Here is a 20,362-nt window from a genome sequence, read left to right as displayed (position 1 = left end):
CCATCGCCTTAACCCTTCACCTGTGGGAAAATCCGCGCGTTCCACAATTTCGTCCCGAGCGGCCGCAATTATGGCAGGGTGTTTCGGGGCTTGATGCGGCGTCCGCCTGCGGTTAGGTCTCGGAGGGACGAAGCAGTGAATGAAGGAAGTGCCGGCGTGATCGATCCCTATGCCATGCTTGGACTGGAGCGTGACGCCAATGCCGATGCGATCAGGCTTGCCTGGCGCAAGGCCGCCAAGGGCGCGCATCCGGATGCCGGCGGCGACACCGATCATTTCAACCGGCTGCAGATCGCCTATGAACTCCTGCAGGATCCGGTGCGCCGGCGCGTCTATGACGATACGGGCTACGATCCGCAGCTCGCCGACCCCCGGGATCTCGAAGGCGTGCTGATGCTGGAATCGCTCGTCAACGAGGTGATCCTCGACGAGCGCGAACCCGGCAGCTTCGACCCGGTCGCCGCCATGCGCCGCAAACTTTCCGACGATATCGTGAAAAGCCGATTCCACATCCTGGAGCTCGAACGCCATCGCGCCCGCGTGCGCAAACACATAGACCGCCTCGGCCGCCGCCCGGAAACCGACGTGCTCGGCTCCATGCTGCGCGCCCGGGGCGAAGCCATCGCCGAGGCCATCCGCAAGACGGAAAAGCAGATCGAGACGATCGAGCATACCTACACGATGCTCGAAGGCTATTCGTATGAGGTGGAGGTTCTGGCCCCGCTCGAAGAGGTGGAGATGGATGTCGCGGAGCCGCAGCGGGGGGAAGCTGCGGAGTAGGGGACCTCTACTCCTTCTCTGCCGCTACCTCGACCACCTGTCATCATCTGGAAATGCCAGCAAAACTGTACCCATTTGTTCTCGTCGCTGCACGACGAGATTAGTTACGATGCCGTAGCCACGCCCAGACTGGATGCCGAATTCTCGCTCTTCACTAACGTAGAGACGCGGCCTTCCGCCCGAAAACGAGCAGTCGTCACACTCGATATAAAGTTCGTAGCTATTACGTCCCTGGCGTGTGACAGTAAGTGAAAGCAGTGGATCTTTTTGATCGAGAAGCCGGCATTTCACCATCTGCTTGCAAAGTGCAGTCCCTGAAACCGGGACACCCCGAAACATGATTGCATAAGCAACCGGGAAGGTTTGATCCCGATCTCTTGCAATCGCACCGGAAGATGCCGCTACAAGCATCGATATGGTCGCGGCCAATATGCTTCGCCACCAGTACCCCATTGGATTCGACATACCACTCGCCCTTCCACCTCGCAAAGCCACATGTCATCAGCAGCTTGATAGAATTGCGGCAACTTTTCGCGAAATCCTTGTTCTTCGTGACTTTCCGAGCGTGGGCGATGTGCGCCAGGTGGATCCCCGAAGTCTGGAGCATTTCCGCTTTTCTTCGGGGCGCTGCGCTATAGACGGCGCAGGAAAAAAGCCCGGCGGGGTTTTCCGGGCTTGAAGTTTTTCGATGGGCGTGTCGGCTCGTTTCCGCCATGCCTCTTTATAGGGCCGTTTTCCCCTCTGGAATGATCTTGTCGGCAGAGAGTGATTGAAGCTTGAGATGGTGCTCGCGCAGCGATTGAAAAGGGGTGGCGGGCGAAGAGGGTAAAATCCAGGGAACAATGTCTGCGGTCGGCGGTTCCCTAGAGACCAGTAATTGATCCTGTCAGGAGAATACCCATGCATATGAAAATCGTTGCAGCATCCCTTCTCGCCCTCGGTATGGCCACATCGGCCTTCGCCCAGTCCAACCCGGCCCCGACCGGCGCCACGATGGATAAGAACACCACCGATTCCGGCGGCGGCGCCGGCACCACCGTCAAGAAGCCGATGGCGACGGACAAGATGAAGACCGGCAGCACGAAAATGGGCACGAAGACCAACAAGGTCCGCTGCCCCGACCACGCCAGCAGCAGCGGCACCGGCTCCGGCAAGCTGCAGACCCAGGGCGGCACAAGCAACGCCACCCCGATGGACGAAGCCTGCGCGTCACATAATAATTGATCTCCCGAAGCCGAATATGGCGCGGGTCGAGAAATGCCCGGTCGTCTTGGGATGGCCGGGTGTTTTCTTGTGGGGATAAAGGAGCGCTATCGCAGCGGCTTGAGGGCAATGGAGTGCGGGACCGAACCCCCATGGCAACCCGTAAATATCCCGCTATGCTCGCCAACACCAAACACTCCTGGGAGCACACCGCGCGTGCCGCATATCTACATCGTCACCGATTGCGAATTCGATGGCCCGATACCTGGCGCCCATTCGATGCTGTCTTTCGCCTCCGTCGCCGTTTCCGAGACCGGGCAGATCCTCGGTGAGTTCGAGGCCGTGCTGCAGCCGCTGGAGGGCGCGGAGCGGGACCCGGTGACAACGGCCTTCTGGCAGGCCCATCCGCAAGCCTTCGCGGCGGCGACCGAAAACCCCGACGCTGCGGCCGAGGTCATGGCCCGCTTCGTGGCCTGGGTGAAAGCCTTCAGGGCCGAGCCGATCTTTGCCGCCCATCCCGTGGCGCTCGATGGCCTGTGGCTCGATCATTACCTGAAGCGCTTTACCGGCCGGCCGCTGTTCGAAGGGCCGTGGATTTCCGATCGTCTCTTTCGCCATCCGCCGCTCTGCATCCTGTCGCTGGTGGCGGGTGCGACGGGGCGCAGCCCCTGGGAATGCGATATCGCACATTATCCGCGTGAATGGCTGGGCAATATCGAGCATACGCATCGCGCCATCGATGATGCCCGCGGCTATGCCAATCTCCTGCATTTCTTCCTGACCCGGCGCGAAGCCGGCGGCGGCTACCGGCCGCTTCTTTCCTGAGCTTCACACCTCGACGAGCCGGATCAGCCCGGCCTCAGTCGGCCTGAAGCCGCAGGCGCGGTAAAAGCCCCGAAGATGCGGCTCGAAATCCACATGCAGCCATTGCGCCCCGCGCTCGCGGGCGACCCGCGTCGCCTCCATCACCAGCTGTGTGGCAATACCTTGCCGGCGCAGATCCGGATGCACCGAAGTGTCGAGAATGAAGGCATGGATGCCGCCATCCCAGGCGACATTGACGAATCCGATCAGCCTGTTGTCGTGATAGGCGCCGAGATGGGCGAGGCTACGCGGCAGGACGCGGGTGAAATCCGGCGCCTCGGCGCCATCCCTGGCGGCGGCCCAGAGCACGGCGAGTTCCTCATCCGAGGGAAAGGGGTCGATGCGGAGTTCTGGCATGGAGTGGTCTCCGGTCTGATCGGGCGTTTCTGTCCGTGCAAAGTGACAGAAAAAGCCGCCGCGGGCACGCTCTGCAAAATACGATGCGATGAGCTGCTTGCGCTGGAGGACGTATTCTCGTTCCGAATTGCTGATGATGTCTTGCCGCAGCCTTTCAGGGAGAAAAGCAGCGGCAAGAGTGCAGAAATCACGTCAGGCTCGCCCGAGGGCCGGTTTCCGGTTTGGGCCGGTCACCGGCTCGCTGGTAAGACCTTCCGCTTCGGTCAGTAGCAGACTTCGCCTCTGATTGTATGCCCGTCAGGCGCTGCCATCCACTGCCACTGGCAGCGGTCGTAGTCGTCATTGCTGCCGAACAGAAGGGCTCCGCGATCTCTGAACCGTCCATCGAAGTGGTCGCGGCCAAAGTGGTCGTGACCGAAGAACCCCCCGCCGCGATTTTCGGCGAAGTGGCCCATTCCCATTCCTCCAAAGTGCTCGCCTCCCATGTGCTCGCCTCCTCCGCCATGGCTCTCGCCCCCGTGACCTCCTCCGCCATGCGCCAGCGCGAGCGTTACTGTTGCAATGGAGCCAACTGCGAGGGTCAGAGAGACAAGACCCGTTACTGCGATCTTACGAAGCATAGACATGGTAGTTTTCTTATAAGACGGCTCTGTGTAGCCGCCATCAGGATATGTTCATCGAATCTGGTGAATGCCTGCCACAATTCAGAGTTTTTGCTCACTTCTTGTCACATCTGCTCACCGCAATCGGAGCGGCCGTGATTGGCGGGGATGAGCGGTGAAGCGACTGTCATGGCTGGTCCCGTTCGTCATCTGTCCGCGCATAAAAGGGATTTTGGGCTTCTTCCAGCGGATCGGCACCTTGTTGAAATCGCGGCCATCAGCACCTCGGCACGGGGGCGGTGCGCCCCCCTTCTCCCCAGCGGGGGCGAGGGGGCGTTGTCGGAGGCGGTGTCGGTGTTGAAGGTGTAGAGGGCTTGGAGGAGTGCTTTCGGGTTTTGAACGTCTCGGCGAAAACGGGGGAGGCAGCTAGTTCCGCTAAGACAACGCAGAGGATGAGCATTGAAGCGTTTCGGATTTTTCCCCTATTATGCGTGATCACCGACTTCTTCTTCCGCGTTATACTGATTTAAGTTCGAAATTAGCGGCTGCGTCGCTAATCTACCTCTAGCCTGCGATCGCGCGCATCAACAACCCAAAATTGATACTTGTGCGCCGCCGAGCGTTCGCCTTAAGCTTAATATAGTGGGACTGGGAATAAGATGGGTTTATCCTATGGCAAAAAACGGCAACGTTAGAAAAGAAAATTTTAAAAACCTCAATATATCTCCGTTGGATAAGCTGAAGCGCCGCAAAGGGAAAATCCTAGATACCTTCTCAGGAGCGGGGTTAGGGGCTATCAATCATCCGGCAAGTTGGATTGACGAATGTGTTCCGAACATTCTTTGGGCTGTTCTAGTCGTTTCATCGATTGATCGCATGGAATATCTCGATGTATTCCGACGTTTAATCGAGAATTGCTTTGAGAATCTGCCAAAACGTAAAGAATTGCACATCACTCACAATTTTCTATCCGTTGCTTCAGAGGATGAGTTTGATGTGATGATGAAGCCGATTTTAGCGGATAAGCGGCTGCATGAGACATTAAGCACTCTTCTGGCAATTGAGACGCTGCCAGATAGGAAGCATTGGGAGCGGCATTTGAAGCTGGGTGACAAAGGCGCGGCGCTTAGGCAATTAGCAGCAGCAATAGCTGACGTCTTCGACCACCAGTCTGAAAAATCTACGGATATCAGGTGGCTTAAGACTTTATATGTCGTGTGTTGTCGAGACCAGCTAACGTTTGACATTTCTTTGAAGGACAAGATCAAAGAAATCGTAGATTTTCCGAACTTCGGACAACAGGAGCAAGTTCGCCCCAGCATTCGAGCCTTGGAACTTGGCTTAAGGCAAATTGAGTTCCAGTTGGAGGACGCCGAAAAACATTGGCCGGCGGGCCGGCAGAAAATGGCGATTTACAACTCCGAAGCCTTCTGGCAGCAGATGTTCAACGATGCACCTTGCTTAGTCCTGTCGGAGTATCCAAGCCAAGAGACAGCTCCTGCAGACGTGCTCGAAGAAATATCAAGGTTGGCTGACGTGGTCAGTGATCACTACATGAAGACAATAACAACAACAAAAGCTGATCCGCGACATGAGGCAGCATTTGGCTTGGCTCTCTATGCTATCCAATTAGCTCTTATTTCTGGATCTTTGGGCCATAGCCAAACTGATGGCCGGGTGACGCTGCGGACTATAGTGGAGACATTCATTTTGCTGCGGTATTTGACGCAAGAAGACAATGAGACGCTTTGGCTGCAATACCGCAAATATGGCGCAGGGCAAACGAAATTGGCATTTCTGAAATATATGAAACAGGAAAACTTACCAGATTTCATCGATTTGGCGGAACTGCATAGGATTGCGAATGAGGATCGCTGGATGGAGTTTCAAGACATCGATCTTGGGCATTGGGCTGGAGCGAACTTACGCAAGATGGCTGAGCTAGCTGCTGTCAAAGATGTTTATGACAAATATTATGACTGGACGTCAGGGTTTGTACATGGCCAATGGGCAAGCACAAGAAGTACTGTGTTCGTTAATTGCCTGAACCCGTTACATCGATATCACGTTGTTCCTAGCTCATCCGTATTGCAAATGCCTTCAGTCTTGCCGGACGCCTGCAAACTCATCAACCGGATGATCGATGATCTGAATTCCCTGTATCCGACGCTTAAGATGCGACTGTCAGCCTACAAAGTGATGACGGAGCCGGAGCCAAACGAAAAAATTCAGGTGGTTGCGGTCAAATAGGGTTCGTTACCTCACCGCCCCGGTCGCCCGGTTTTGCCCTTCGTCCGGCCCTTGCGCTTCTGCTCGCCCGGCTCCTCATAGCTCCCGACACCCGTCTTCCCACGCACCAGCGGTCGCATGTCATCACGCTCCGGCTGGCCCTCAAGCAACGGCGAAAACCGGTTCGTGCCCTTGGCGGCATCCGGCTTCTCCGGCACATGCCCTGTCACCGGCTTTTCCGTCCGGCCCACGGTCATCTCGTCCAGCGTATTGCGGCGGAAGAGGCTCTTGCCGTCGGCCGGGGTGGCGACGTGGCGGCCCATTTCGTCGAGGTGGGGTTTGGCGAAGTAGGTGGGTGTGGCCCCCTCATCCGCCCTGCGGGCACCTTCTCCCCGCTGGGGAGAAGGGGAGGAGGCGCGGTTCTTGCCTTCCATCGACTTCGCTTCCTCTCTCGCCAGCGGGTCGTCCATGGCGGCGAGTTCGACGGCCTTGAGGCGTTTGATTTCGTCGCGCAGGCGGGCGGCCTTTTCGAAGTCGAGGTCGGCGGCGGCGTCGCGCATGGATTTTTCCAGAGCGTTGAGATGGGCCTGCAGGTTGTTGCCCACGAGGTTGCCGCCATCGGCAAAGCCTTTGCCGGAGGCGCCGGAGATATCGGCGCGGACATGGTCGCGCTCGTAGACCGAGTCGAGGATATCGGAGATCTTGGCCTTGACGCTTTCGGGCGTGATGCCGTGCTCCTGGTTATAGGCCATCTGCTTTTCGCGGCGGCGGGCCGTCTCGTCCATGGCGCGCTGCATGGAGCCGGTGATGGTGTCGGCGTAGAGGATGACCTTGCCGTCGACGTTACGCGCGGCGCGGCCGATCGTCTGGATCAGCGAGGTTTCGGAGCGCAGGAAGCCTTCCTTGTCGGCATCGAGAATGGCGACGAAGCCGCATTCGGGAATATCCAGGCCTTCGCGCAGCAGGTTGATGCCAACGAGCACGTCGAAAGCACCCAGACGAAGATCGCGGATGATCTCGATGCGCTCCAGCGTGTCGATATCCGAGTGCATGTAGCGCACGCGCACGCCCTGTTCATGCAGATATTCGGTCAGGTCCTCGGCCATGCGCTTGGTCAGCACGGTGCAGAGGGTGCGATAGCCCTTGGCGGCCGTTTCGCGGATTTCGCCGAGCACGTCGTCCACCTGGCTGCGGGCGGAGCGCACCTCGACGGGCGGATCGATGAGGCCGGTGGGGCGGATGACCTGTTCGGCGAAGACGCCGCCGGCCTGTTCCATTTCCCAGCTGCCCGGCGTGGCCGACACGGCGATCGTGTCCGGGCGCATGGCGTCCCATTCCTCGAAGCGTAGCGGGCGGTTGTCCATGCAGGAGGGCAGGCGGAAGCCGTATTCGGCCAGCGTCGCCTTGCGCCTGAAGTCGCCCCGGTACATGCCGCCGATCTGCGGAATGGTGACATGGCTTTCGTCGATGAAAACGATGGCATTGTCAGGCACATATTCGAACAGCGTCGGCGGCGGATCGCCGGGGTCGCGGCCGGTGAGATAGCGCGAATAGTTTTCGATGCCCTGGCAGGAGCCGGTGGCTTCCAGCATCTCGATATCGTAGCGGGTGCGCTGTTCCAGGCGCTGGGCCTCCAGCAGGCGGCCGGCCTTTTCCAGCTCGGCGAGGCGGCCCTTCAGCTCTTCTTTGATGGATTTGATCGCGGCGTTCAGCGTCGGGCGCGGCGTCACATAGTGCGAATTGGCGTAGATCTTCACCGATTTCAGGTCGCCGGTCTTCTGGCCGGTCAGCGGGTCGAATTCGGTGATGGCGTCGATCTCGTCGCCGAACATGCTGATGCGCCAGGCGGCATCCTCAAGGTGGGCCGGGAAAATCTCAATGGTATCGCCGCGCACGCGGAAGGAGCCGCGCTGGAAATCCATGTCGCGGCGCTTGTATTGCTGAGCCACGAGATCGGCCAGCAGCTGGCGCTGGTCCAGCCTATCGCCGACATTCATCTGGAAGGTCATGGCCGTATAGGTTTCGACCGAGCCGATACCGTAGATGCAGGAGACGGAGGCGACGATGATGCAATCGTCGCGTTCGAGCAGAGAGCGCGTCGCCGAGTGGCGCATGCGGTCGATCTGCTCGTTGATGGAGCTTTCCTTCTCGATATAGGTGTCGGAGCGCGGCACATAGGCTTCCGGCTGGTAATAATCGTAGTAGGAAACGAAATATTCCACCGCGTTGTCGGGGAAGAAATTCTTGAATTCCGAGTAGAGTTGGGCGGCGAGCGTCTTGTTCGGCGCCAGGATGAGGGCCGGGCGCTGCGTTTCCTCGATCACCTTGGCCATGGTGAAGGTCTTGCCCGAGCCGGTGACGCCGAGCAGAACCTGGCTGCGTTCGCCGGTCTCCAGCCCGCCCACGAGATCGCGGATCGCCGTCGGCTGGTCGCCGGCCGGCTGGTATTCCGAGGCCATGCGGATGGTGATGCCGCCTTCGGATTTATCCGGCCGGGCAGGGCGGTGCGGCGTCCAGATCTTGCCGTTCTTGTGCAGCGGGTTGCCGCTCTCGATCAGCTTCGACAGCGCCTCGACCGTGGCGGTGACGCCGCCGGGCGCCAGATTGCCGGCGTCTTCGAGCGAGATATCGAGGCCGGCGACCGGATTGAGACCGGCGGCCGCACGCGTCTTCGGGTCGGTGGAGCCACCGATGGAGACGCCCCGCGCCGTCTTGCTCACCGTCGCCTTCTTGTTGACGCTGACGGCCTCGGTGTGTTTGCGCGCCTCGTTCTCCACCTTCTTGCGGTGCTTGCCCGCCTTGGAGGCGATTTCGCGCTGGCTCTCTACGCCGGCGGCCTCGGCATCGGCTTCGAGCTGCTTCACCCAGTCGGCGACACTGCCGCTGAGCGGGGCGCCTTCGAAGGACGATTGGGGAGCTTCCTCGAAACCGGTCGAGGGGGAGGATTTCTTCGGAGATTTTGCCATGGGCGGAATATGGCTGTTGTCATGCGGAAATGGAAGGGGTTGAGAGTACAAAAGGGAAACGAATGAATCGTTCGGATTTTGGAATAGTAGTGTCTTTATGGGCGCCAACCTTGCTTTGGGCACCGGCGCCAACTCCAACCTCCCTCATTCCTGTGCTTGTCACAGGAATCCAGCAGCCGCGTGTCCACGCGGCGGAAGAATCTTATCAGCCATTGGCCTGTGAAGAAACGCTCCATGGCGGACAGTTTCAAGGAGTCCTCTCGGCTTGCGGACGCAAGCCGGCTGGATTCCTGTGACAAGCACAGGAATGAGGGAGATTGGGTTTGGCGCTGGCGCCCCAAAGAGATCGGTGGCGGCGTAGAACTCGTCCTGAAAACGCCTGACGGTAAGGCCAGGCGCGTCGATTGCGATCCCGAGATCTATGTCAAGCAGACGGCCTAGCACGCTATCCTCCATCATTCCTGTGACAAGCACAGGGATGATGGCGAGATGGTGGTGCCCGGAGCCCCCTCATCCGCCCTTCGGGCACCTTCTCCCCGAGGGGGAGAAGAGGGAACCAGGACGCGGTTCTACCGCAACATAAAATGCTTTGCTGGGCTGGAGCATTACAGCGCCCTTTCTCCCCAGCGGGGAGAAGGTGCCCGAAGGGCGGATGAGCGGGGGCGCAACGCACAGCCTCTCCTGATCTGACTTGATGAGGGAGAGGAGGAGTCGCCGGAGCCCAACCCACCCCCATCACGCCGACCGCTGATCCGCCGGCCCCTCGGCCCGCGCCAGGTTCAGCGCGCTGTTGATCAGCCCGACATGACTGAACGCCTGCGGAAAATTCCCGAGCATGCGCCTGGCGTCGGGATCATACTCCTCCGCCAGCAGCCCGACATCGTTGCAAATCGCCAGCAGCCGCTCGAACAGGCTGAGGGCGTCGTCGCGGCGGCCGATCATGTTGAGGGCGTCGACGAGCCAGAAGCTGCAGGCGAGGAAGGCGCCTTCGCCTGATGGCAGGCCGTCGTCGACCTCCTGCGTCTCGTAGCGCAGCAGCAGGCCGTCGCGCCGCAGCTTGCGCTCCACCGCCTCGACCGTCGCGATATAGCGCGGATCGTCAGGCGCGATGAAGCCGACCATGCCGAGATGCAGCAGGCTGGCATCCATCGCCTTGGAACCATAGGCCTGGGTGAAGCAGCCGAGCTCCGGATCGAAAGCCTTCCTGCAGACCTCCGCATGAATGCGATCGGCGAGCGCGCGCCAGCGGGCGGCGGCTTCGGGCTCGTTGTCCTCCTCGGCGATCTTGACGGCGCGGTCAAAGGCCACCCAGGCCATGACCTTGGAATAGGTGAAATGCTGGCGCTGGCCGCGCACCTCCCATATGCCCTCGTCGGGCTGTCCCCAGGTCTTTGCGAGGAAGGGCAGGATGGCGGTCGCCAATTCGCGCGTGCGATGGTGCGGCGGCAAACCGCCCTTGCGCGCCTGCAGCATTGCGTCGGCCACTTCGCCATAGACATCGAGCTGCACCTGTTCGGCGGCGGCATTGCCGATGCGCACGGGCCGCGAGCCCTCATAGCCCGTCAGCCAGGGCACCTGCCATTCCAGCAGATTGCGTTCGCCGGCGACGCCGTACATGATCTGCATCTGCGCCGGCGAGCCGGCGACGGCGCGCAGCAGCCAGTTGCGCCAGGCATGGGCCTCCTCGTAATAGCCGAGCTTCATCAGGGCGAGCAGGGTCAGCGTCGCGTCCCGCAGCCAGCAATAGCGATAGTCCCAGTTGCGCGGCCCGCCGATCTTTTCCGGCAGGGAGGTGGTCGCGGCAGCGACGATGCCGCCCGTCGGCATGTAAGTGAGCGCCTTCAGCGTGATGAGGGAGCGTTTGACCTGCTCCGTCCACTTGCCGACCTTTGGGCACTTGCCGGCGAAGGATTGCCAGAATTCCTCCGTATCCGGCAGCGCATATTCCACCTGCCGCCGGGCCGGCGGCGGCAGATGCGAGGGGGACCAGGTGAGGGTGAAAACCTGGCTTTCGCCCGCCGCAACGGAAAAGGAGCCGACCGTGCTCAGCCCGCGGCCTTCCAGCGGCACGGCGCAGTTCAGCGTCAGCCTGTCGGGACCGGCAATGGCGGTAATGCCGCCGTCTTCGCCATGCGTGACCCAGGGAACGGTTCGCCCGTAATCGAAGCGAAGGTTGAGCTCCATATCGAAGGCGACGGTGCCGCTCTTGCCCTCGACGATGCGCATCAGATCGCTCGTTCCATCGCGCAGCGGCATGAAATCGGTGAGAACGGCGGTGCCCGTCTCGGTCTGAAACTCGGTCTCGAGAATGAGCGTGTCCTGGCGATAGCGGCGCGAAACGCTGTATTTCCCGCCGGAGGGCGAGAGCGACCAGAAACCGTTATCCCGCGTGCCGAGCAGGGCGGCGAAGCAGGCGGGAGAATCGAAGCGGGGAAAACAGAGCCAGTCGATCGAGCCGTTTCTGGACACGAGTGCCGCGGTTTCGCAATCTCCGATAAGCGCGTAATCCTCGATAAGTGCCGTCACCAGTGCCTCCTGAGCATATCAGCGGAGTTTTAGGTAGGGCTCGTGTGGGGAGGTCAACTGTCGGGGCGGTGGGATAGGTGATGCGGCCACCCTCATTCCTGTGCTTGTCACAGGAATCCAGCCGGCTTGCGTCTGCAAGCCGAGAGGACTCTTGAACGAGAGTGCTTGCGGAAACCATTCATCGATTGGGACGCGCTTACGTCAAACTCTTCCGCCGCGTGGACACGCGGCCGCTGGATTCCTGTGACAAGCACAGGAATGAGGGAGATTGGGTGGCCGCGCTGCCAAAGCCATCAGCGTAGCGGAGCAATATGCCGACCATCCTCACGCCTTCGGCTACTATACCAAAAGAAACCGTCCACCTACAGCAACAACCGCTCCAGGCTTCCCTGATCCTTCACCCCATGCTGATAGAAATGGAGGATCTGAATGGCCAGTTCCTCGCGTTCGTCGTCGCTGGCGATCTGCCTCGCCGCGCAGATATGCTCATAGACGCGCTGGCAAAGAGCGACATCCTCTTCCTGCATCGGCGTCTGGCTCGCCGACATTTTCTCTCTGATCATCGAGATTCCCTCAAACGTCCCCCCGAACGTTCTAGGGCGCAGATTGTGTTCTTCAACTTTTGGAAGATCACGTCATCGTGCAGCCCGGGCCCACCAAGGAGAATTCTTCATGCAGACGCACAATGTTACGCATGTAATAGAAACCGGCCGGCGCTTGCGATATGGAAGGAGAAGGGCCGCCTGCGATACAGGAGTGGTGGGCAACCCTTCTCCACTGGTTTGCAGCATCCAGCGTGGAGCATTGTAGGCCGGAATGACGAAACCGTAAGCTCACTTTTTGAGTCGCGGCGAATTATTTCAGCTATTGCTTAATTAATGGCCGGGGGCGCTTGCCGCCGGCCATTTGCTTTATTTTTACACAACAAAAGCGTCTCGGCGGGACCTTACCTTAGGGGAGAGTGAGCCTTGCCTTACGTCAGTTACTCACATTGGGCGAGGGCGGACCATGGCCCTCATCCCCTCCGGCTTCTTCCGCTTTTACCGGCATGAAGATATCATCGGCACACGTCCGATGCGGTTCGCAGTCGAAGGCGAGGCTGGCGATTTCAGAGCCAGAAAGCGCTGGCGCCGGCGCAATGGAGTGGACAGATGATTTTCCGCCAGCTTTTCGACAGTGTCTCCGGCACCTATACCTATCTCATCGCCTCCAGGCGCGGCGGCGAGGCGCTGATCATCGATCCCGTCCTGGAAAAGGTGGATCGCTACATGCAGCTCGTGCGCGAGCTGGACCTGAAGCTGGTCAAGGCCGTCGATACGCACCTGCATGCCGATCACATCACCGGCCTCGGGGCGCTGCGCGACCAGACGCATTGCATCACCGTGATGGGCGAACAGACCAAGGCGGATGTCGTCGCCATGCGCGTTTCCGAAGGCGACCGCGTCGGCATCGAGGGCATCAGCCTCGACGTGCTCTACACGCCCGGCCATACGGACGATTCCTATTCCTACCTGATGGGCGACCGCATCTTCACCGGCGACACGCTGCTCATCCGCGGCACCGGCCGCACCGATTTCCAGAACGGCGATCCCCGCGCCCAATATGACTCGATCTTCAACAAGCTGCTCCGCCTGCCGGAGGAGACGCTGCTCTTCCCCGCCCATGACTACAAGGGCGACACCGTCTCCACCATCGGCGAGGAAAAACGCTTCAACCCGCGCCTGCAGGTGAAATCGATCGACGAATATGTCGAGCTGATGAACAACCTGCACCTGCCCAACCCGAAAATGATGGACGTCGCCGTCCCCGCCAACATCCATATCGGGCTGCATCAGGAGGAGATAGCGCGGAAGGGCTGGGCGGTGAGCGCGAAGGAGGCGCTTGATCTGCGCGGGCGGGCGGATGTGGTGATCGTGGATCTGCGCGAGAAGAGCGAGCGCGAGCGGCATGGGGTGATCCCCGGCGCGCTGCATGCGCCCTATGCGGATCTGCAGGAGAACCTGTCAGAGGGCGGGATGCTGCATGAGCTGGCGGTGGCGACGGGGAAAAGGGTGGTGTTTTACTGCGCGTTCGGGGAGCGGTCGGCGATGGCGGTGCAGGCGGCGCAGGATGCGGGGGTGGGGAGTGCGTGTCATATTGAGGGTGGGATTGATGCTTGGAAGAAGGCTGGAGGGGTGGTGGGGGAGTGAGGTACGGAGCTGCGGCGAGCAGGCCAAATTTGATCAAGGAATCATAGCAGCAGTGAATAAATTACGCAAAGAGAGACAAATATAATCAATGTATAGCCGAAAATAGATCCGCTATATTCATGTTTTTTTCTTTCGATCTTAGCGAGTTTAGCGATCTCCTGTCTCATGTGGTTTTCCCAGTCTGGAGGGAGTTCAAACGTAATCGTTTTCTCAAGGACAAGCGGCTCTTCAGCCGTCCCTCCGTTATCCGTCCCGACCAAGGCAAGGATAGCTTCCAGTTCCGACGGCAAATCTGCGAGCTTGTGTGCTTGCGAGCCTAAGCAATCTCGTAACATTCCGAGAATCGGCCGATATTCTCCCGGTAAATCTACAAAAAGAAGCCGCTCTTCGTGCCGAACTATTTGTTCAAGCGCTTGTTTTATAAGCAAGCAGATGTGATGAATTTCTGAGATATCCCCTTCTTGCCGTGGTGGCCCCCAACTGTGGCTCAGACGTGATAGAAGCTTCTCCAACGGTGGGACCAGAGTCTCCATTTCGGTTAGTCTAGCTCGTATCCACGTAATCGCATTATCTTCAATTATTTCTGTCGGCCGTGTGTATAGTCCCTCAGTTAAGTCATGAAGCTGCCGAAATGCAGGGCGATTAAGGTAGCGCAACAGTTCCGCGGTGAGCCGCCATTCCCAACCGATTGGTTTATCGGCAGCAATTCGTCTTACTATTGGCGGATAGTTCTTAAACTGGTCGAGTTGGGCTGACACAATCTCGGCTCTTATTCGGTCGCTTGGCGTTCCAAGTTTAACGGCGACAAATTTATCATGCTCTTCTCGCCACGCGAAAAGGATGGCCACCGGAAAACGCGCAGGATCTCGATCAATTTGCGTGTGGCAATTGCTGCACAACCATATAGCGTTCGTGATCTCTCCGCGCGCGCTGTCCGACATCTCCTTATTATACCTGGCGGAGTTGGGACGTGCCCCGCATATGTGCGCCGCTTCACCTATCGTCGTGTATTTGCTTGATTCAGCATTCGGCCCGACTGTCGAAACTCGACAATCGGGGTTCGAACAAATGAAACCCGCTCTCTTTGCAAGAGTATCGATAGTGCTTTTGCTGAAATCGGGCAGCATACGATTTTCTTAAGTATTATATTGGACTTTCATTACGTCCACTCGGTAACTTTTTGTTTTTACGGTTGCTTTGGCGAAGTATGTCATGGATTTTTTGATAGCCATGCCGCTCTACAAGCTTGAAAAAGAAACTGGGCTCCGCAGACCTTACGAACGCCAGGTTACCAGCCAGTCGTGGGATTTCTTTCAAGGGCAAGATACCTTTGTAGTAGTGATCAAGTTGCGCTCTCAATGCTCGCTTTCTGTCACGCCCTATCGTAACCCGACCGTCGTTTGCGAGCGTCAGTCCAGTCACCTGACGATGATACTTCATCGTCGCGTAAGTAGTTTTCTCAGGGTTGAGCTTTAGCGATGGATATTGGATCTCTTTAAGAGCATTTTTGACAGCTTTTGCGACGACGGTTAGGTGGCCGGTACGTGGACCTGAAAAAGTGAGATCATCGGCGTATCTGCTATAAATCACATGGTCGACGGCAACTGCCTCGGAGATCATCTGATCAAAAGGAAACATGATTAGGTTAGAAACGATCGGTGACGATGGAGCGCCGATCGCGAGTCGAAGGACTCTCCCCCCCGCCGGACGATGAAAAAGCAGAAGTGACGTAAGACGTATGTCCTCAGGATCGGCAAGGCAATTCGTTCGAGTACAATATGCAGCCCAGTCGCGCGCGGTTATTGAAGGGAAAAAGTCCTTAAAATCCATTTTTAGAATTGGCCCCGAGTGGCAATGCAGCTCCGCGTTATCTCTTATGTTGCGACCTTTAACGTATGCGGTCGCCGCCGGGTGTACAGGAAGCTTGCTTAGCAGGAGGGCAGTCAAAGCTCTCTGTAGGAGTTTTACCTCTCGTGCAGGTTGCGCAATCTTTCGCGTACCGCCATTTTTTTTCGAAATGTGATAAGTTTTGTAGCGTTCGGGCGCATTTGCAATGATTTGGCGAACCGTGCTTTCCACCAATCCAGTCTCAATCGAAAGCTGTTTGAGAAGTTCTGTCACATCACGCCTCAATCATCACTTCGGCTATTGAGCGAAATCGCAGATCGTCATTTGCCTTCCAATGTGCTCTAATTTCGGCTTGCCAGCGCTGTCGATTGACCATCTTTTTTCCCGCACGTGCAACGAATTGCACAGCCATCGTATCTGATTTTGCCACATAGAATGTTTGAACACCGCGTTTTTTTGGTGTGACCCACTGGGCAAATTGGGCGCACAGAAGGTAATCTTGAATTCGCGCGGGAGGACAATTTACGTTGAGGCAATATAGCGCGGTCTCAATCTCAGCGACCGTTAATGCTCCGTACCATTGTATGAGTCCAACTATTAGTTTTATAATGTGTCCGCTCAGCTTTGAATTGAACGTGCTGTGATCAGGTATTGACCGTTCTCTGTGCTGAAATGCGTCTTGGATAATGCGAGAGAATAAATCCACATTTAGCTTCTCGAGCTCGGTAATATTGGCAATTCCGAGATCTATTAAGTTTACAACACATACGCAGCCATCACCATTTGCTATCTCGAGTGCCCTCAGGGGACCGAGTTTAATGAAGGAATTTTCCTCATAGTGCTTGTCATCGATGACGACTAAAAGCTTCTGCGCGATCTCGCTAATCATTGCGAAGGCGCCAAGCTCGGCGGCGCTTCCAAAGCTCTCAGAAAATAGCAATATTATTGCCGAAATCTGTGCGATATCGCTTTCGAGGCTGAGGAAATCTTTATAGTTGCCGTTAGGGAAGAACGCATTCAATTCTTCAGCAAGGATCGGGGTGAAGCGCTCAAAGGAGCGGGAATAAGCGATCCGCATAAATGCATCACGCAGCGATATTGGAGGCTGCGCTGCGATATCGGTTTTTCCTCCGCAAACAAATATTATTCTTGTTGGCTGATAGACCCGGATTTTATCCGGGTCTATCAGTTCGAGTATATTCTCAATGTTGAGATCGTCGATCACTTACCAAAGGCTCGGAAGGTTACAAAGTCTTGCCGAGCGGAGCGTCCTCATTGAGGCGGTAAGGCTTTGGAACCTTCCGAGCCGCAAAAAGGAAACCAATCGAGTGAGGTCTAGCGAAACGCCCGACCAAGCTAAAATGCCATTCGCGTAAGTGCATCCGGGTTGTTATCCAGCGAATCGACGAAGTCAACGGTTTGTCTTACAAATTTGGGACTTCGTGTGCAATTCTAAGTTACTTTGAAATCCACTTTTCCCACAACCAAGCTGGAGCGATAAAGTATCTTTGAATATATCCTCGTGCGCATCAGTTCCCGTGTTTCAATGTGACTTTCGTATGTAGCTCGTGTCATCCACCCATGCCCGAAAAATCCACCCCCGAAGCCCTGAGCCAGCGCATCCACGCCCGTCTTCTCGCGCGCAGTCAAGGCCCGGCATGGAGCACCATTTCCGTCCACCTTCTCTCCCACCAGCCACTCGAAACCAATCTCCTCGTCCCCGCCGTCGCCGAGCCGCTTCTCGTCTGGATCGTCTCCGGCTCGGCTCGCATCGAGGAGCGCGACATCGGCGGCGAATGGATGTCGGTCGAGGTCTCCGCCGGTGATTTCTATCTGACGCAGAGTGAGACACCCTATGAGATGCGGTGGGAGACGTGCAGCGGGGAGGCGCTTTGTGTCATGCATCTCTATCTCGGGCTGCCGATCTACCAGCGGGCGGTTGCGGAAGTCTTCGGGGCCGGGGGCGGCGAGGGGTTTCGGCTGGCGGATATTTCCGGGGAGCGGGACGAGAGGATTTCGGGGCTGATGGGGATGATCCTTGGGGAATTGAAGGGATCGGCAGGGCCGAGCGAAATGGTTGTGCAGGGCATTGCGCAGGCGCTCGCCGTTCATCTCGTGCGGCATTATGGCAAGCGGGATCTCTCGGCGCCCGCCCGGCGCGGGGCGTTGCCAGCGTTCAAGCTACAGCGGGTGGTTCGCTTGATGGAGGCGGGGCTCGATCAGGCGTTCAATCTCGAAAGCCTGGCTACAGAGGCAGAGCTTAGCCCCTTTCATTTCTCCCGCGTCTTCAAGCAGTCGACCGGCTCGTCGCCGTCAGACTATTTCATCCAGCTCAAGATGGCCGAGGCCCGCCGGCTGCTGCGGGAGACGGATCAGAGCATCGTCTCTATTGCGCTCGATCTCGGCTATTCCAGCCCCAGCCATTTTGCGCAGGTGTTCCGCCGGCAGGTGGGCGTCAGCCCGCGTGAGTATCGCGGCTAGCGCCTTTTGTCCTGCGCATTCCGGGCGTAAAGCCGTTGCGCAGTTTTGCTGGCATTGCTCCTGTTTGCAGCAAATCCGCGACAGTCTCAGCAAGCGGCCGAGCGAAGGACCGGTCTGGTTCTTCTAGTTTGTTCCCGTCGAAACCAACCGTCTCAGGGACGGCAATGAAAGGGAATGACCATGTCAATCCAAGGAAAAATCGCTCTCATCACTGGCGCGTCGAGCGGGATCGGCGCTGCCACGGCACTCAAGCTTGCAGCCAATGGCGCCAAGGTCGGGCTTGCCGCGCGTCGCACTGAGCGGCTGGAAGAGCTCGTCTCGCAGATCGGCCGGGCCGGCGGGCAGGCGATCGCGCTGGAAATGGATGTCGTCGATGTCGCCTCCGTAGAGGCTGGCGTTTCCAGGCTCGCCGAGGCCTTCGGCAGTATCGATATTCTCTTCAACAATGCCGGCCTGATGCCGCTTTCGGATATCGAAGCGCTGAAGGTGGATGAATGGCAGCGGATGGTGGACGTCAATATCAAGGGCGTGCTGAACACCACGGCCGCTGTCCTGCCGCACATGATCCGGCAGAAATCCGGCCATATCGTCAACACCTCCTCGATTGCCGGCCGCAAGGTCTTTGTGGGGCTGACGGTTTATTGCGCGACGAAACATGCCATCACGGCGCTGTCGGACGGCATGCGCATGGAGCTTGGCAAGAAGCACAATATCCGCGTGACCTGCGTGCAGCCGGGCGCTGTCGAGACCGAACTCTACGACCAGATCTCAGATCCGGCCGTGCGCCAGCAGATGGAAGACCTGAAGACGCAGATGGAGTTTCTGAAGGCCGAGGATATTGCCGAGACGGTTCTGTTTGCGCTGCAGTCGCCCAGGCATATGGATATTGCCGAGGTGTTTGTGATGCCGACGCAGCAGGCTTGGTGATTGGTCGGGCGCATTCTTGACCTTTGCATAAAGCCGGTGTCGCTTCGCGGCATCGGCTGTGGATGACCGTGTATTGCGGATATTATTCTCGTAATATTTGTAGGAAATATTGTGTGCCTTGTGCTTTGCGTTTTGGGAGATTGAACTTGATAAGGACGACTGTACTTCTCTGTGCCGCCGCGATGACACTGGCTGGCTGCCAGACGCCAGCACCACAATCTGTCTTGGATTCGCAGCGTCCTCCGTCCAGCTCGGTTAAACGCGAGAATGTGGATGCCCTGCGCGGGACCATCAAACCGGGATATTTCGTGAAGGCTGAGATTTCGAGCGTTGTGCTGCTCGATCCTGAAAAGCAGGTCTACGCTTATTGCACGCGGACGACGGAGCGTGCCAACCCGAACTGGTCCTATATCGACCTTACCTTAAAGCAGAACATGATCATGGGCGTCTCAAAGAATGACTACCGCTGCCGCGATGAGCGGCTGCGTTACTACGATTTTCCTGAGCTGCGGAACATGAAGTACTGACAGAGCCGGGTTCGGCCACCAATACGGGCAGGCGGCGCTAAACCGTCTTACGCGCTGCCTCGCACCGCCCAGGCCACACTCTCAAACCCGCGCGGTCCATCCTCCGGCCTGCCATCGAGATAAGCTACCTTCAGCGCCTCCCGCAGCCGCTCCCGCCGCGCCTCCGGCAATGCCTCGAAGAACGCCGAAAACCGTCCCTGCCCATAGACCTTCGGCAGGTAGAAATCATCGAAATCGGCGTAGTCCATCATGATCGTCAGCCTCGCCTCCGCGACATCGGCGAAGCCCGCGCCTTCAAACAGCGCCCGCAATTCACCTTCGGCCGTCATCGGCCGCGGGCCTGATGGTATGCCGTTGCCTTCGGCTTCGGGTTCGATGGCGCGGATCGTGTTCCAGAAGAGGCGCCAGCTCGGCATGCCGTCATGGGACCAGACGGCGGCGGCTGCGATGGCGCGAGGCTTCAGGACGCGGCGCATTTCGGAGATGGCCTCTTCGGCATTCGAGACGAAGTGCAGGACGAGCAGGGAATAGGCGGCGTCGAAGCTCTTGTCTTCATAGGGCAGGGCGCAGACGTCGCCCTGGCGGGCGGTTACCCTCGGGTCGTCTGTGCGGGCGCGGAGTGCTGCGACGAAGTTTTCCTCGAAATCCAGGGCTTCGATGGCGGTAAGTTCGGGGTGGGTTGATAGTGCCAATGTCAGGCTGCCGGTGCCGCAGCCGGCGTCCAGCACGCGGCCGTGGGGCGGTATGCCGGCGAAGGCGAGGAAAGGGTCTGCGAGGCGGCGGCTCCAGCGCCCCATGCTGGCTTCATAGGCGTCGGCGCCCTTGGCGATGAAGGTGGATGGCATTGGGCTTCCCCGGTTGCT

The 20,362-nt window shown here is 58.2% G+C and carries 18 protein-coding genes; 9 read left to right on the top strand and 9 right to left on the bottom strand.

Features of this window, described 5'->3' with window-relative positions; translation table 11 throughout:
• The first annotated feature begins 174 nt into the window (after positions 1 to 174).
• The 3 genes from FHT78_RS00450 to FHT78_RS00440 all read left to right on the top strand — a co-directional run bounded on the left by FHT78_RS00450 (position 175) and on the right by FHT78_RS00440 (position 2,808).
• Positions 175 to 780 (top strand): J domain-containing protein, encoded by a 606-nt coding sequence (locus FHT78_RS00450; RefSeq protein WP_210289753.1) that lies wholly within the window; start codon positions 175 to 177, stop codon positions 778 to 780.
• Between the two features lie 900 nt (positions 781 to 1,680).
• Positions 1,681 to 2,004, top strand: a complete 324-nt coding sequence (locus tag FHT78_RS00445) for a hypothetical protein (protein WP_183739000.1) — start codon at positions 1,681 to 1,683, stop codon at positions 2,002 to 2,004.
• A gap of 195 nt (positions 2,005 to 2,199) precedes the next feature.
• The gene (locus tag FHT78_RS00440) at positions 2,200 to 2,808 is read left to right on the top strand and encodes an exonuclease domain-containing protein (RefSeq protein ID WP_183738998.1); all 609 of its coding nucleotides are present in this window, start codon (positions 2,200 to 2,202) and stop codon (positions 2,806 to 2,808) included.
• Positions 2,809 to 2,811: 3 nt separating this feature from the next.
• Here the strand turns inward: FHT78_RS00440 and FHT78_RS00435 are convergent, their stop codons facing one another.
• The gene (locus FHT78_RS00435; RefSeq protein WP_183738995.1) at positions 2,812 to 3,204 is read right to left on the bottom strand and encodes a GNAT family N-acetyltransferase; all 393 of its coding nucleotides are present in this window, start codon (positions 3,202 to 3,204) and stop codon (positions 2,812 to 2,814) included.
• A gap of 263 nt (positions 3,205 to 3,467) precedes the next feature.
• Positions 3,468 to 3,830, bottom strand: a complete 363-nt coding sequence (locus tag FHT78_RS00430; protein ID WP_183738992.1) for a hypothetical protein — start codon at positions 3,828 to 3,830, stop codon at positions 3,468 to 3,470.
• Between the two features lie 648 nt (positions 3,831 to 4,478).
• Between FHT78_RS00430 and FHT78_RS00425 the strand changes: the two genes are divergently transcribed.
• Entirely contained in the window at positions 4,479 to 6,056 is a 1,578-nt protein-coding gene (locus FHT78_RS00425) for a DUF5677 domain-containing protein (RefSeq protein WP_183738990.1), read from the top strand.
• A gap of 11 nt (positions 6,057 to 6,067) precedes the next feature.
• Here FHT78_RS00425 and uvrB read toward each other — a convergent pair whose 3' ends face one another.
• On the bottom strand, positions 6,068 to 9,001 hold the full coding sequence (gene uvrB, locus FHT78_RS00420) for an excinuclease ABC subunit UvrB (protein ID WP_183738988.1): 2,934 nt from the start codon (positions 8,999 to 9,001) through the stop codon (positions 6,068 to 6,070).
• A gap of 234 nt (positions 9,002 to 9,235) precedes the next feature.
• Between uvrB and FHT78_RS29165 the strand changes: the two genes are divergently transcribed.
• Entirely contained in the window at positions 9,236 to 9,442 is a 207-nt protein-coding gene (locus FHT78_RS29165) for a hypothetical protein (protein ID WP_246715017.1), read from the top strand.
• Between the two features lie 294 nt (positions 9,443 to 9,736).
• Here the strand turns inward: FHT78_RS29165 and FHT78_RS00410 are convergent, their stop codons facing one another.
• The gene (locus FHT78_RS00410) at positions 9,737 to 11,527 is read right to left on the bottom strand and encodes a glycoside hydrolase family 15 protein (protein WP_183738985.1); all 1,791 of its coding nucleotides are present in this window, start codon (positions 11,525 to 11,527) and stop codon (positions 9,737 to 9,739) included.
• Positions 11,528 to 11,889: 362 nt separating this feature from the next.
• On the bottom strand, positions 11,890 to 12,090 hold the full coding sequence (locus FHT78_RS00405; protein WP_183738982.1) for a hypothetical protein: 201 nt from the start codon (positions 12,088 to 12,090) through the stop codon (positions 11,890 to 11,892).
• A gap of 588 nt (positions 12,091 to 12,678) precedes the next feature.
• Between FHT78_RS00405 and FHT78_RS00400 the strand changes: the two genes are divergently transcribed.
• Positions 12,679 to 13,716, top strand: coding sequence for an MBL fold metallo-hydrolase (locus FHT78_RS00400; RefSeq protein WP_183738979.1), 1,038 nt, complete (start codon positions 12,679 to 12,681; stop codon positions 13,714 to 13,716).
• Between the two features lie 41 nt (positions 13,717 to 13,757).
• Here FHT78_RS00400 and FHT78_RS00395 read toward each other — a convergent pair whose 3' ends face one another.
• From FHT78_RS00395 to FHT78_RS00385, 3 genes are read right to left on the bottom strand one after another with little or no spacing between them, the layout of a single operon-like run.
• Positions 13,758 to 14,843 (bottom strand): hypothetical protein, encoded by a 1,086-nt coding sequence (locus FHT78_RS00395; protein WP_183738976.1) that lies wholly within the window; start codon positions 14,841 to 14,843, stop codon positions 13,758 to 13,760.
• Between the two features lie 16 nt (positions 14,844 to 14,859).
• Entirely contained in the window at positions 14,860 to 15,837 is a 978-nt protein-coding gene (locus tag FHT78_RS00390) for a retron St85 family RNA-directed DNA polymerase (protein ID WP_183738973.1), read from the bottom strand.
• A gap of 1 nt (position 15,838) precedes the next feature.
• Positions 15,839 to 16,789 (bottom strand): retron St85 family effector protein, encoded by a 951-nt coding sequence (locus FHT78_RS00385; protein WP_183738970.1) that lies wholly within the window; start codon positions 16,787 to 16,789, stop codon positions 15,839 to 15,841.
• 356 nt (positions 16,790 to 17,145) lie between these two features.
• On the opposite strand from FHT78_RS00385, the gene FHT78_RS00380 reads away from it, so the two are divergent.
• From FHT78_RS00380 to FHT78_RS00370, 3 genes are all read left to right on the top strand, one after another.
• A complete protein-coding gene (locus FHT78_RS00380; RefSeq protein ID WP_183738967.1) occupies positions 17,146 to 18,045 on the top strand; it encodes an AraC family transcriptional regulator in 900 nt (299 codons plus the stop codon).
• A 174-nt stretch (positions 18,046 to 18,219) separates the two neighbouring features.
• A complete protein-coding gene (locus FHT78_RS00375) occupies positions 18,220 to 18,972 on the top strand; it encodes an SDR family oxidoreductase (RefSeq protein WP_183738965.1) in 753 nt (250 codons plus the stop codon).
• A gap of 182 nt (positions 18,973 to 19,154) precedes the next feature.
• A complete protein-coding gene (locus tag FHT78_RS00370; protein WP_183741766.1) occupies positions 19,155 to 19,499 on the top strand; it encodes a hypothetical protein in 345 nt (114 codons plus the stop codon).
• A 47-nt stretch (positions 19,500 to 19,546) separates the two neighbouring features.
• Here FHT78_RS00370 and FHT78_RS00365 read toward each other — a convergent pair whose 3' ends face one another.
• Positions 19,547 to 20,344 carry a class I SAM-dependent methyltransferase gene (locus FHT78_RS00365; RefSeq protein ID WP_183738962.1) on the bottom strand — a complete coding sequence of 266 codons (798 nt, stop codon included), beginning with the start codon at positions 20,342 to 20,344 and terminating at the stop codon, positions 19,547 to 19,549.
• Between the last annotated feature and the right edge of the window lie 18 nt (positions 20,345 to 20,362).

The organism is Rhizobium sp. BK196 (genome assembly GCF_014193255.1).
GTDB lineage: Bacteria > Pseudomonadota > Alphaproteobacteria > Rhizobiales > Rhizobiaceae > Rhizobium.
The sequence above is the reverse complement of the archived record's forward strand: the minus strand, read 5'-3'. Positions and strand labels throughout refer to the sequence as shown.